This is a genomic window from Bradyrhizobium sp. SZCCHNR2028 (assembly GCF_032380995.1).
GTDB lineage: Bacteria > Pseudomonadota > Alphaproteobacteria > Rhizobiales > Xanthobacteraceae > Bradyrhizobium.
On the sequence record NZ_JAUHJF010000016.1, the window covers coordinates 133,159 to 145,947 of the forward strand.

Annotated in this window: 9 protein-coding genes and 1 pseudogene; 8 read left to right on the forward strand and 2 right to left on the reverse strand. The window is 66.0% G+C overall.

Annotation, left to right across the window (positions count from 1 at the left end):
* Window positions 1–52: 52 nt before the first annotated feature.
* The 4 genes and pseudogenes from hutI to QX121_RS23435 all read left to right on the forward strand — a co-directional run.
* On the forward strand, window positions 53–1,267 hold the full coding sequence (gene hutI, locus QX121_RS23420; RefSeq protein ID WP_315813153.1) for an imidazolonepropionase: 1,215 nt from the start codon (window positions 53–55) through the stop codon (window positions 1,265–1,267).
* Complete coding sequence (gene hutH / locus QX121_RS23425; protein ID WP_315813154.1) at window positions 1,264–2,811, forward strand: histidine ammonia-lyase; 1,548 nt, start codon at window positions 1,264–1,266, stop codon at window positions 2,809–2,811. The genes hutI and hutH overlap by 4 nt, the downstream gene beginning before the upstream one ends.
* A 9-nt stretch (window positions 2,812–2,820) precedes the next feature.
* The gene (gene hutU / locus QX121_RS23430) at window positions 2,821–4,491 is read left to right on the forward strand and encodes a urocanate hydratase (protein WP_315733749.1); all 1,671 of its coding nucleotides are present in this window, start codon (window positions 2,821–2,823) and stop codon (window positions 4,489–4,491) included.
* Between the two features lie 107 nt (window positions 4,492–4,598).
* Window positions 4,599–4,736: pseudogene (locus tag QX121_RS23435) on the forward strand (magnesium chelatase ATPase subunit I); the annotation flags it as partial.
* 5 nt (window positions 4,737–4,741) lie between these two features.
* Here QX121_RS23435 and ppsR read toward each other — a convergent pair.
* Complete coding sequence (gene ppsR / locus QX121_RS23440; protein WP_315813155.1) at window positions 4,742–6,115, reverse strand: transcriptional regulator PpsR; 1,374 nt, start codon at window positions 6,113–6,115, stop codon at window positions 4,742–4,744.
* A gap of 476 nt (window positions 6,116–6,591) precedes the next feature.
* Complete coding sequence (locus QX121_RS23445) at window positions 6,592–7,512, reverse strand: LysR family transcriptional regulator (protein WP_315755203.1); 921 nt, start codon at window positions 7,510–7,512, stop codon at window positions 6,592–6,594.
* A gap of 136 nt (window positions 7,513–7,648) precedes the next feature.
* On the opposite strand from QX121_RS23445, the gene QX121_RS23450 reads away from it, so the two are divergent.
* The 4 genes from QX121_RS23450 to fba are packed head-to-tail and all read left to right on the forward strand — an operon-like array spanning window position 7,649 to window position 12,778.
* Window positions 7,649–8,692 carry a class 1 fructose-bisphosphatase gene (locus QX121_RS23450; protein ID WP_315798218.1) on the forward strand — a complete coding sequence of 348 codons (1,044 nt, stop codon included), beginning with the start codon at window positions 7,649–7,651 and terminating at the stop codon, window positions 8,690–8,692.
* Between the two features lie 35 nt (window positions 8,693–8,727).
* The gene (locus QX121_RS23455) at window positions 8,728–9,603 is read left to right on the forward strand and encodes a phosphoribulokinase (protein ID WP_315733741.1); all 876 of its coding nucleotides are present in this window, start codon (window positions 8,728–8,730) and stop codon (window positions 9,601–9,603) included.
* Window positions 9,600–11,651, forward strand: coding sequence for a transketolase (gene tkt / locus QX121_RS23460; RefSeq protein WP_315813156.1), 2,052 nt, complete (start codon window positions 9,600–9,602; stop codon window positions 11,649–11,651). Before QX121_RS23455 ends, tkt begins: the two co-directional genes overlap by 4 nt.
* Before the next feature lie 44 nt (window positions 11,652–11,695).
* Window positions 11,696–12,778 carry a class II fructose-bisphosphate aldolase gene (gene fba / locus QX121_RS23465; protein WP_315733737.1) on the forward strand — a complete coding sequence of 361 codons (1,083 nt, stop codon included), beginning with the start codon at window positions 11,696–11,698 and terminating at the stop codon, window positions 12,776–12,778.
* Window positions 12,779–12,789 lie beyond the last annotated feature (11 nt).

A 12,789-nucleotide genomic window follows, 5' to 3' on the forward strand; every position in this document is an offset into this window, starting at 1 on the left:
TATGTATAGACATATCGCCCGTCAAGCTTTCGTGAAGTTGGGAGGCAGCAGCATGGCCGAGCGCTTCGATCGGATCTGGCACAATGCGCGGCTCGCGACGCTGCGCGAGGGGCAGCCGGGCCTCGGCGTGATCGAGCAGGGCGTGGTGGCCGCGCGCGGCGGCCGCATCGCCTTTGCCGGCCCGCAGTCCGATTTTCCAGCCAATGCGGATGCGCCCGAGCGCATCGATTGCGAGAGCCGCTGGATCACGCCGGGCCTCGTCGATTGTCACACCCATCTCGTCTACGGCGGCGACCGCGCCCATGAGTTCGAGCTGCGCTTGGCGGGCGCGAGCTATGAGGAGATCGCCCGCGCTGGCGGCGGCATCGTCTCGACCGTCGCTGCAACGCGCGCCGCCAGCGAGGAGGCGCTGGTTGCATGCGCTCTGCCGCGGCTCGATGCACTGCTCGCCGAGGGCGTCACCACGATCGAGATCAAGTCCGGCTATGGCCTGGAGACCGCGACCGAGCTGCGGCAATTGTCCGCAGCACGCGCGCTCGGCCGTCGGCGGCCGGTCGGCGTGCGCACCAGCTTTCTCGGCGCCCACGCGCTGCCGGTGGAGGCTGGCGGCGACAAGGACCGCTACATCGATCTCGTCTGCAATGAGATGCTGCCGGCGGTCGCAAGGTCGGGCCTCGCCGATGCCGTCGATGCGTTCATGGAAAACATCGCCTTCTCTCACGCGCAAACGTCGCGGGTATTTGCCGCGGCGAAAGCGCTCGGCCTGCCGGTCAAGCTGCATGCCGACCAGCTGTCCAATCTCGGTGGCGCTGCGCTCGCCGCCGAATTCGGCGCGCTCTCGGCCGATCATCTCGAGCACACCGACGATGCCGGCGCCGCCGCGATGGCGCGCGCCGGCACGGTCGCAGTGCTGCTGCCCGGTGCCTACTACTTCATCCGCGAGACGCAGAAGCCGTCGGTCGAGCTGTTCCGCAAACATGGCGTGAAGCTCGCGCTCGCCACCGACTGCAATCCAGGCTCGTCGCCTTTGACCTCGCTGCTGCTCACGATGAACATGGCCGCGACCTTGTTTCGCATGACCGTCGACGAGTGTCTTGCCGCAGTGACGCGCGAAGGCGCCCGCGCACTTGGTCTGTCGGCTGAGACCGGCACGCTCGACGCCGGCAAATGGTGCGATCTCGCGATCTGGGACATCAGCCGCCCGGCGGAGCTGGTTTACCGCATGGGCTTCAATCCGCTGCATCAGCGTGTCTGGAGGGGCCAATGAGCACGATCATTGCGGCGCCCGGCCGCGTCGGCCTCGACGATCTCGCGCAGATCTATGCGGGAGCTGCGGTCGTGCTCGAGCCTTCCTATTGGCCTGACGTCGAGGCGGCGGCCGCGATCGTCGCCAAGGCGGCGCAAGGCGCCGAGCCGGTCTATGGCATCAATACCGGTTTCGGCAAGCTGGCCTCGAAGCGCATCCCGCCCGATCAGACCGCGCAGCTCCAGCGCAATCTGATCCTCTCGCATTGCTGCGGCGTCGGCCCGGCGACGCCCGAGCCGGTCGTGCGGCTGATGATGGCGCTGAAGATCATCTCGCTCGGCCGCGGCGCCTCGGGCGTGCGGCGTGAGATCATCGAGCAGCTCCAGGCGATGCTGGCGCACGGCGTGTCTCCGTTCGTGCCGCAGCAGGGCTCTGTCGGCGCCTCCGGCGATCTGGCGCCGCTCGCGCACATGACGGCGGTCATGATCGGCGAGGGCCAGGCCTTCCACGATGGCCGGCTGGTGCCCGGGCGCGAGGCGCTGGCGCACGCCGGCCTGACGCCGGTCACGCTCGGGCCGAAAGAAGGCCTCGCGCTGATCAACGGGACGCAGTTCTCGACGGCCTATGCGCTCGCTGGCCTGTTGCGCGCGCATGATCTGCTCAACGCCGCGCTGGTGGCCGGCGCGCTGTCGGTCGATGCCGCGATGGCCTCGACTGCGCCGTTCCGCCCCGAGATCCAGGCGCTGCGCGGTCATCCCGGTCAGATCGAAGCTGGCCGCGTGCTGACGGAGCTGCTCGACGGCAGCGCCATCCGACTGTCGCATCTGGAAGGCGACGAACGCGTGCAGGATCCGTATTGCCTGCGCTGCCAGCCGCAGGTCGCAGGCGCCGCGCTCGATCTGTTGACGCAGGCGGCGCGCACACTGGTGACCGAAGCCAATGCCGTCACCGACAATCCGCTGGTGCTGGTCGGGACCGGCGAGATCATCTCCGGCGGCAACTTCCATGCCGAGCCGGTGGCGTTCGCTGCGGACCAGATCGCGCTGGCGCTGTCCGAGCTCGGCGCGATCAGCGAGCGGCGCATCGCCACGCTGGTCGATCCCGCGCTGAATTTCGGCCTGCCGCCGTTCCTCACGCCGGAGCCGGGACTGAACTCCGGCTTCATGATCGCCGAGGTGACGGCGGCGGCTTTGTTCGCCGAGAACAAGCAGCGCGCGCTGCCATGCTCGATCGACTCCACGCCGACCAGCGCCAACCAGGAAGATCATGTGTCGATGGCCGCGCATGCGGCGCGGCGGCTGCACGACATGGCCGACAATCTCGCTGCTATCATCGGCATCGAGCTGCTCGTCGCCGCCCAAGGCATCGAGCTGCGAGCGCCGCACGACACCAGCGCGGCGCTGTCGGCCGTCATCGGTGCGCTGCGCGTGCACGTGCCGGCGCTGGAGAACGACCGCTACATGGCCGACGATCTCGCCAAGGCGGCCGCGCTCGTCGGTGGCGGTGTGTTGGCCACGGTTGCAACGCATGCACTCGGACGCGATCCGTTTCCCAAGCTTGGATGAGAGGGACCCATGAACCGACGCCTGGACAATGCGCGGGTGATCCGCGCCCCCATTGGCAGCGACATCAGCGCCAAGAGCTGGCTCACCGAAGCGCCCTTGCGCATGCTGATGAACAATCTCGATCCTGATGTGGCCGAGAAGCCGAGCGAACTGATCGTCTATGGCGGCATCGGCCGCGCCGCGCGCGACTGGGACAGTTTTGATCGCATCGTCGAATCCTTGCGCAAGCTGGAGGCGGATCAGACACTGGTCGTGCAATCCGGCAAGCCGGTCGGCATCTTCCGCACCCATCCGGATGCGCCGCGCGTCCTGATCGCCAACTCCAACATCGTGCCGCATTGGGCGACGCTCGATCATTTCAACGCGCTCGATAAAATGGGCCTGATGATGTACGGCCAGATGACGGCCGGCTCCTGGATCTACATCGGCAGCCAGGGCATCGTGCAGGGCACCTACGAGACCTTCGTCGAAGTCGGTCGACGTCACTACGACGGCGATCTCTCGGGCAAGTGGATCCTGACCGCCGGCCTCGGCGGCATGGGCGGCGCGCAGCCGTTGGCTGCCACGATGGCTGGCGCCTCGATGCTCGCCGTCGAATGCCAACCGAGCCGCATCGAGATGCGGCTGCGCACCGGCTATCTCGATCGCCAGGCCGCCACGCTCGACGAGGCGCTGGCGCTGATGGCGGAGGCCGCGACGACGAAGAAGGCGGTCTCGGTCGGCCTGCTCGGCAATGCTGCCGAGATCTTCCCGGAGCTCGTGCGCCGCGGCGTGCGGCCCGACATCGTCACCGACCAGACCAGCGCGCATGATCCGATCAACGGCTATCTGCCGAAGGGCTGGACGCTGGCCGAGTGGGAGGCCAAGCGCGCGTCGGAGCCGAAGGCCGTCGAGCAGGCGGCGAAGACCTCGATGGTCGGCCACGTCCAGGCGATGCTGGATTTCCACGCCATGGGCATTCCGACGCTCGACTACGGCAACAACATCCGCCAGATGGCGAAGGACATGGGCCTCGCCAACGCGTTCGATTTTCCGGGCTTCGTGCCGGCGTATATTCGTCCCTTGTTCTGCCGCGGCATCGGTCCGTTCCGCTGGGCTGCGCTGTCGGGCGATCCGCAAGACATCTACAAGACCGACGCCAAGGTGAAGGAGCTGCTGCCGGACAACAAGCACCTGCACAACTGGCTCGACATGGCGAGGCAGCGCATCAAGTTCCAGGGGCTGCCGGCGCGGATCTGCTGGGTGGGGCTCGGCGATCGTCATCGCCTCGGGCTTGCGTTCAACGAGATGGTCGCCCGTGGCGAATTGAAGGCGCCGATCGTGATCGGGCGCGACCATCTCGACTCCGGCTCGGTCGCGAGCCCGAACCGCGAGACTGAGGCGATGAAGGACGGCTCGGATGCCGTGTCGGACTGGCCGCTGCTCAACGCGCTCCTGAATTGCGCGAGCGGCGCGACCTGGGTGTCGCTGCATCATGGTGGCGGGGTTGGCATCGGGTATTCGCAGCATGCCGGCATGGTGATCGTCGCCGATGGCACGGCCGACGCCGCGCGGCGGCTGGAGCGCGTGTTGTGGAACGATCCGGCCACCGGCGTGATGCGCCATGCCGATGCCGGCTACGAGGACGCGATCGCCTGCGCCGAGGCCTACGGCCTCGACCTGCCGAGCCTGGCACGCTGAGGGCGTGCATTCCTCACGGGTTGAAGTGCGGCCCCTGATCGTGATCTCATGCTGACAACGCGACGGGAACTCGTCGCGGTGCAGGGGAAGCTCATGGGGATCGCCTTCCGTTCTCGGCCATCGTCGGCCAGGACGAGATGAAGCTAGCGCTGATGATCGCTGCCGTCGATCCGAAGGTCGGCGGCGTGCTGGCCTTTGGCGACCGCGGCGCCGGCAAGTCGACCGCGGTCCGCGCGCTCGCAGCGGGCAACTAGCTCCCCTTTTCGGTTTCCTCGTCGTCGCTTTCTTCTGGTTGGCTGAGGTCATACCGATCGAGCTTGGCGTAAAGGCTTTGGCGGCTGAGACCAAGAATTTCGGCGGCCGACGTCCGATTCCCATTGGCGAGCTCGAGCGCGGCACGGACGTAATGCTGTTCAACGACCTCGACCGTGCTCTTCACCAGCTTGCGCAGCGGAGTCTTGCCGACGGATTCGTTCAGGGCGGCCAGCGCGGCCCTGAGGTTGTCATGCTCCGCAGTCGGCGACAGCCGCCTGGCGACGTTGCGCAGCACCAGCGCAATCCGGGGATGGCCGTCCAGACCATAGGCCGCAGCCGAGATCTCGACCTCCGTTTCGGTGCCGAGTTCGCCTTGGATGGTCGTGGATAGCAGCCGAACGGTGCCGTGGCGCTCGACGTTGGAGATCAGGACCGAAAGGTCGGCGCCCGGGCGCGTCAACCAGCGGCTCAGCTTCTCGCCGATGATCGCCTCCGTCGACCCGATCTCGACCAGTTCCAGAAACGCGCGATTCGCGCGCTTGATGGCACCGCCGCCGTCGATGCTGATGACGGCGTCGGGGAGGCTGTCGATCAGCGCTTCGGGATTGTCCGGCACGAGGCCAGGCTGCGCAGCCTTGCCGATCGGCGCCATCTGCAGCAGGAACATCGGCCCGGTATTGCTGGTCATCAGGGATCCCCTGAGCATCCAGGGGACGGCCTCTGCGCCGAGATGGACCACGATGCCGGGCGCCTTGCCCTGGTCGCGCACGCGTTTCAGCATCTGTTCAACCAGCTCGCGGTCAGTGGCCGGAATCTCCTGCAGAAACTCGCGGCCGACCAGATTGTCCCTGCGGCGGCCGGATGCCCCCAGCGCAGAGGCCGCGGTCCGGTTGGCTTCGACGATGCGCAGATCCCGGACCTTCGTCAGCAGTACGGCCTCGTTGGAATCCTCGATCACGAGCCGGTAGCGCGTTTCGATCTCGCGCAGCTTCCAATAGTCGCGCTCGATGGTCTGCTGGGCCGAGATCAGCCGGGCCTGCAGCTCGGCCACGGCCTGCAGGTTCTTGCCGATCGCGAGCATGCCAGCCCGACCGCCGAGCAGTACAGTCGTGAATTCCATCGGAAGTTCGAGGCCGCTGGGGAAGCGCTGCGTGATCTGGCGGAATGCGGAAATGCCGGTCCGCTTGGTGTCCTGCATGATGCGTTCGATCTTCTCGCTCGCACCGTCGACGATCTCGGACCAGGGACGGCCAAGCCACACGTCGACATTTTCGGATGAAATGTTGGGAGACAGCGTCGCCTCACGGATCACGCCGTCCATGTCGAGCAGTAATGTCACGTCGGCGCGTGGACCGTGAAATTCGGCCATGGTCTAGGCACCCGTTGGAGACGCTCAAGGACCACGGCCGACGCCGTCGGCGCGCATCTTGAAGGCGCTAGGTCGCATCCCGCTAACGTCTTGAGAGACTCGACAGTCCATGCTGCGCCCTCAGTGTCAAGGCTTATTTACAAGCACATACTTCCAACTGTATCCCTGCGCCCGCCGCATGCTCAAACTGCGGCTTGACCGCTCGTTTTCAGCGATCATTTCATCGACACATGGCATGACAAGTATTCATTGCACTAATCACTGTAAGGAATAGCTGCGCGAGGACTCGGAAAATCGGGACAACGCAGGATGCTGAGAGCGGGTGTGGTTGCGACGGTCGTGTTGGCAATTTCGGCCGACGGCACTCTCGGCGATCTGGGCCGAGATGGGGCTGGCGCAGGCCGCGTGAGGTCTGGTGCGCGCGCACATCGACGTGCGCGCGCACGGTGCCACCACGCCGGTCCCTCACCGTGCCGTCAACGGGGCAGGAACCGTGCACCCTCCTTGCCGAGGAAATCCAGCATGGCCTGCGCCGGCGGCAGCAGCAGCTTGTCGGCGCGCCGTACCGCATGCCATTGCCGGATCACGGGCAGTCCGGGCACCTTCAAGGTGACCAGGCGGCCCTCGGAGAGCTCGTGCGACACCGTGTGCTGCGAGATGAAGGCGATGCCGAGGCCGGCGATGACGGCCTGCTTGATGGTCTCGTTGCTGTCCATCTCCATGCTGGTCTTGAGATGCAGACCGTGCTTCTCCAGGAAGGTCTCCATCAGCATGCGGGTTCCCGAGCCGCTCTCGCGCGTGATGAACACCTCGCCCGCGAGCTCTGCGGCCGCGATCCGTTTTCGGCGCGCGAGCCGGTGCCCCGCCGGCGCGACGATGACATGCGGATGCTTGCCCATCGGCCGCATGTCGACGGGAATGTCCGCCGGCGGCCGTCCCATGATGGCGATGTCGAGATCGTATCCTCTGAGCGCTTCGCGGATGGTGTCGCGATTGCCGATCCGCAGGGTGACGTCGATCTTGGGGAACCGTCGCGAGAATTCCGCGATGGCGAAGGGAACGAAATATTTCGCCGTGCTGACCGCGCCGATCGCGACCCTGCCGCCGCTGCGCCCCGCCAAAATGTCGAGCGCCTGCTCGCAATCCTGCAGCGCCGCCTCGACGCGTTCGGCCAGCGCCAGCACGCTGCGTCCGGCTTCGGTGAGGATCATGCCGTCGGTGGTGCGCTGGATCAGCGGCAGGCCGGCGAGCTCCTGAAGGTTGCGAATTTGCAGCGTGACCGCAGGCTGCGTCAGGTGAAGACGGCCGGCCGCGGAGGTGACCGATCCGGACTCCTGCACGGCTGCGAGCGCGCGCAGCTGGCGAATGGTGAGGTCGCGTGAGAAGCGCCGGCTCATGGAACCCTCGATATAAGGAAAACTTTTGTCGATCCAAAGATAAAGAAATTTCCCTAATCACGCAAACAGGGCCTTGATGGGGGTGCGGCACGACCCCTTCGTGCCGCACGCATCAAGCTCTCCAAAGAATGGGCTGATGGCAAGGGAGTGGCCCATGGATCATCATCAGACATTGCAGGCACATCTGGCGGCGCAGGGTGCCGACGCCGATTGTGCCGCGGTCATCGAGGCTCTGGCCGAGGCGGCGCGCGAGCTCGCGCGGCAGATCGCTATCGCGCCGCTGTCCGGCGTCGACGAAGGCGCCGCCACCGTGAACGCCGACGGCGACGTCCAGAAGGCGCTCGACATCGTCGCCGACAATCTGATGCGGGATGCGCTGCGCCGGGCTCCTGTCGCCGGCATCCTGTCCGAAGAGGTCGATCGGCCGGAAACGGTCAACGCTGCTGCCCCACTATGCGTGGCGATCGACCCGCTCGACGGCTCCTCGAACCTGCAGAACAACATCTCGGTCGGCACCATCTTCTCGATCCGGCCGCGCGGCCGCGACGTGCTCTCCAGCTTCTTCGAGCCCGGCACCGCACAGCTTGCCGCCGGCTTTTTCGTCTACGGACCGCAGACCTGCCTGGTGCTCGCGATCGACCGCCGCGTCGATCTCTACGTCCTGCATCCGACCTTGCACGAGTTCATGCTCGCCAAGTCCGGAATCCGCATCCCGCAGGATACGCCGGAGTTCGCCATCAACGCCTCGAACCGCCGGCACTGGAGCGGGACGGTGCGCAACTATGTCGACGAATGCCTGGCGGGCGCCGCGGGCCCGCGCGGCCGCGACTTCAACATGCGTTGGATCGCCTCGCTGGTCGCCGAGGCCTATCGCATCCTGATGCGCGGCGGCGTGTTCCTCTATCCGGCCGACTCCCGCCCCGGCTATCGTGAGGGCCGGCTGCGGCTGGTCTACGAGGCGCATCCGATGGCGCTGATCATGGAATGGGCCGGCGGCTCGGCCTCGAGCGGCCGTTCGCGCATTCTCGAACTGTCGGCGCGCTCGCCGCATCAGCGCGCGCCGCTGATCATGGGCGACGTTCGCCTTGTCCGCGACGTCGACCAGCTGCACGAGGGTGTCGAGCCGCTGTTCGAAACCAGCGATGCGCCCCTGTTCGCGCGGCGCGGCCTGTTCCGCTGAGCCTGCCTGCCGAACGCGCCTTCCGGAGAAAAGTCATGTCACGTCGTCATCCCATCATCTCGATCACGGGCTCGTCGGGCGCCGGCACCACGTCCGTCAAGAAGACCTTCGAGAACATCTTCCGCCGCGAGAACGTCAAGGCGGCCTACATCGAGGGCGATGCCTTCCATCGCTACAATCGCGAGGAGATGCGCCGCAAGATGGTCGAGGAGGCCGAACTCGGCAACAAGCACTTCAGCCATTTCAGCCCCGACACCAACCTGTTCGAGGAGCTCGAGAAGACCTTCCGCGATTACTCCGAGACCGGCACGGGCATGACGCGCCACTACGTCCATGACGAGGAGGAGGCGCGGCTCTACGACACAAGGCCCGGCAACTTCACCGACTGGACGCGGCTGCCGGAAGAGTCCGATCTTCTGTTCTACGAAGGCCTGCATGGCGCTGTCGTCACCGAGACGGTCAACATTGCCCAGCATGCGGACCTCAAGATCGGTGTCGTTCCGGTCATCAATCTCGAATGGATCCAGAAGCTGCACCGCGACCGTGCCTCGCGCGGCTATACCACCGAGGCGGTCACCGACACAATCCTGCGGCGCATGCCGGACTATGTGAACTACATCATTCCGCAGTTTTCCGAGACCGACATCAACTTCCAGCGTGTACCGACGGTCGACACGTCGAATCCCTTCATCGCGCGCTGGATTCCCACGCCCGACGAGTCGATGGTCGTCATCCGCCTGAAGAATCCGCGCGGCATCGACTTTCCCTATCTGCTCTCGATGATCCAGGGCAGCTTCATGTCGCGCGCGAATTCGATCGTGATCCATGGTTCCAGGCTCGATCTCGCCATGCAGCTCATTCTCACCCCCATGATCATGCAACTGATGGACCGAAAGAGGCGCACGCTATGACCGCCACCGCCGTGCAGACGCTGGCCCCCAAGACTGATAGCAAGACCGATATCAAGGCCGATCCCAGCCATGCGGAGATGGCGAATGCCATCCGCTTCCTCGCGATCGACGCCGTCGAAAAGGCGAAGTCGGGCCACCCCGGCATGCCGATGGGCATGGCCGATGTCGCCACTGTGCTGTATCAGCGCTTCCTGAAGTTCGATCCCGCCGATCCGGCCTGGCCCGATCGCGACCGGTTCGTGCTGTCGGCCGGACACGGCTCGATGCTGCTCTATGCGCTGCTGCATCTGACTGGCTATGAGGCGGTCACGATCGATGAGCTGAAGAAGTTCCGGCAGTGGGGCGCCAAGACGCCCGGGCATCCGGAATATGGCCACACGCCGGGCGTCGAGACCACGACCGGTCCGCTGGGGCAGGGCATCGCGACGGCGGTCGGCATGGCGCTCGCCGAGCGCCTGATGAACGCGCGCTATGGCGACGATCTGGTCGATCACTACACCTATGTGATCGCCGGCGACGGCTGCCTGATGGAGGGCATCAGTCACGAGGCGATCTCGCTCGCGGGTCATCTCAAGCTGAATCGTTTGATCGTGCTGTTCGACGACAACGGCATTTCGATTGACGGCTCGACCGGGCTGGCATGCTCCGACGATCAGCTCGCGCGCTTTGCCGCCTCTGGCTGGACGACCTGTCGCATCGACGGCCATGATCCGGAAGCGATTGCTGCGGCGATCGCAGCGGCGCGGCAGAGCGATCGTCCCAGCATGATCGCGTGCCGGACGACGATCGGCTTCGGTTCACCCGGACGGCAGGGCTCGGAGAAGGCGCATGGCGCGCCGCTCGGGCCGGAGGAGGTCGAGAAGACCCGCGCGGCACTGCACTGGCCCCACCGTCCGTTCGAGGTGCCGGCCGACGTGCTGGTGAGCTGGCGCGAGATCGGCGCGCGAGGCCGCAGCGTGCGCCAGGCCTGGAAGGAGCGTGCGCGCAAGCTGTGCACCGCGGACCGGTCGCCCTGCCACGACGCGCTGAACAAGAAGCTTCCAGCCGCCTATACCGAGCGCATGGCGCAGTTCATCGCGCAGCTCACGGCCGAGCGGCCGAAGATCGCCACCCGCCAGGCCTCGCAGAACGTCATCGATGTCATTGCGACGGTGCTGCCCAATCTGCTCGGTGGCTCGGCGGATCTCACTCACTCCAACCTCACCAAGGCCAAAACGCACAAGTCGGTCACATCAGCGACCATGGACGGCAACTACATCCACTATGGCGTGCGCGAGCATGCGATGGCCGCGACCATGAACGGCATCGCGCTGCATGGCGGCTTCATTCCCTATGGCGGCACCTTCCTCGCGTTCGCCGACTACAGCCGGCCGGCGATTCGCTTGGCCGCGCTGATGGGCATCCGCGTCATCCACGTGATGACCCACGATTCCATCGGCCTCGGTGAGGACGGCCCGACGCATCAGCCGGTCGAGCATGTCGCGAGCTTGCGCGCCATTCCGAACCTCCTGGTATTCCGCCCGGCCGACGCGGTCGAGACGGCGGAAGCCTGGGACTGCGCGCTGCGCGCGGAGACCTCGCCGTCGGTGCTGTGCCTGTCGCGGCAAGCCTTGCCGGCCTTCCGCACCGAGGCATCGGATCACAACAAGGTAGCGCTCGGCGCTTACGTGGTCATCGAGCCCGAGGCCGGTCGCGACGTAACTTTGATTGCGACCGGTTCGGAGGTGACCATCGCGCTGGAGGCGGCCAAGCTGCTGGCGGCCGAAGGCGTCCAGGCGGCGGTGGTGTCGGCGCCGTGCTTCGAATTGTTCCGCAAGCAGTCGGCAGAGTATCGCGCCGAAGTGCTCGGCCATGCGCCACGCATCGGGGTCGAAGCTGCGATCGAGGGCGACTGGGCGCGCTGGCTCGGTGATGCCGGCGAGTTCGTCGGCATGCAGGGCTTTGGCGCCTCGGCGCCGGCCGATGAGCTGTACCGCGAATTCGGCATCACGCCTGCGGCGGTCGCCGATGCGGCCATGCGCAACATCATCCGGGCGCGGGCTTCCTGAGCCGCGTCGCAGAACAGAACATCGAAACAGGAACGGAGATCAACATGGCGCGGATCACGCTCAGACAATTGCTGGACCATGCTGCCGAGCGCAGCTATGGCGTGCCGGCTTTCAACATCAACAACATGGAGCAGGGGCTCGCGATCATGGAGGCGGCCGCGGCGGTCGACGCCCCCGTGATCATCCAGGCCTCGCGCGGCGCGCGCTCCTATGCCGGCGACATCATGCTGTCGAAGATGATCGACGCGCTGGAGGAGATGTATCCGCAGATTCCGCTCTGCCTGCACCAGGACCACGGCAACGACGAGGCGACCTGCGCCACCGCGATCAAGTACGGCTTCACCTCTGTCATGATGGACGGGTCGCTCAAGGCCGACGCCAAGACCGCGGCGGATTATGACTACAATGTCGACATTACCCGCCGTGTCACTGACATGGCGCATTGGGTCGGCGCCTCGGTCGAGGGCGAACTCGGCGTGCTCGGCTCGCTCGAGCATGGCGGCGGCGAGCAGGAGGATGGTCATGGCCTCGAGGGCAAAGTCAGCCGCGAGCAGCTGCTGACCGATCCGGACCAGGCCGTGGATTTCGTCCGCGCCACCAAGGTCGATGCGCTGGCGATCGCGATGGGCACCTCGCACGGCGCCTACAAGTTCTCGCGCAAGCCGGACGGCGAGATCCTCGCCATGAACGTGATCGAGGAGATCCATCGCCGGCTGCCGAACACGCATCTGGTGATGCACGGCTCGTCCTCGGTGCCCCAGGCGCTGCAGGACATGTTCAATCAGTTCGGCGGCGAGATGCCGCAGACCTGGGGCGTCCCGGTCGAGGAGATCGTGCGCGGCATCCGCCATGGCGTCCGCAAGGTCAATATCGACACCGACTGCCGGCTGGCGATGACCGCGATCTTCCGCAAGGTCGGCGCGTCGTCGAAGGTCGAGTTCGATCCGCGCAAGTTCCTGAAGCCGGCGATGGATTCGATGCGCGAGTTGTGCCGCGAGCGGTTCGAGCAGTTCGGCGCTGCCGGCAATGCATCCAGGATCAAGGTCATTCCGCTCGCCGAAATGGCCAAGCGCTACCGCTCCGGCGCACTCGATCCGCGAGTTGGGGGAATGACTGAAGCTGCCTGACATCCACGGCC

What these genes read in the sequence shown, in the direction of transcription:
- hutI (WP_315813153.1), top strand. Translation starts at nt 53, where the DNA reads ATGGCCGAGCGCTTCGATCGGATCTGGCACAATGCGCGGCTCGCGACG.
- hutH (WP_315813154.1), top strand. Translation starts at nt 1,264, where the DNA reads ATGAGCACGATCATTGCGGCGCCCGGCCGCGTCGGCCTCGACGATCTC.
- hutU (WP_315733749.1), top strand. Translation starts at nt 2,821, where the DNA reads ATGAACCGACGCCTGGACAATGCGCGGGTGATCCGCGCCCCCATTGGC.
- ppsR (WP_315813155.1), bottom strand. Translation starts at nt 6,115, where the DNA reads ATGGCCGAATTTCACGGTCCACGCGCCGACGTGACATTACTGCTCGAC.
- QX121_RS23445 (WP_315755203.1), bottom strand. Translation starts at nt 7,512, where the DNA reads ATGAGCCGGCGCTTCTCACGCGACCTCACCATTCGCCAGCTGCGCGCG.
- QX121_RS23450 (WP_315798218.1), top strand. Translation starts at nt 7,649, where the DNA reads ATGGCAAGGGAGTGGCCCATGGATCATCATCAGACATTGCAGGCACAT.
- QX121_RS23455 (WP_315733741.1), top strand. Translation starts at nt 8,728, where the DNA reads ATGTCACGTCGTCATCCCATCATCTCGATCACGGGCTCGTCGGGCGCC.
- tkt (WP_315813156.1), top strand. Translation starts at nt 9,600, where the DNA reads ATGACCGCCACCGCCGTGCAGACGCTGGCCCCCAAGACTGATAGCAAG.
- fba (WP_315733737.1), top strand. Translation starts at nt 11,696, where the DNA reads ATGGCGCGGATCACGCTCAGACAATTGCTGGACCATGCTGCCGAGCGC.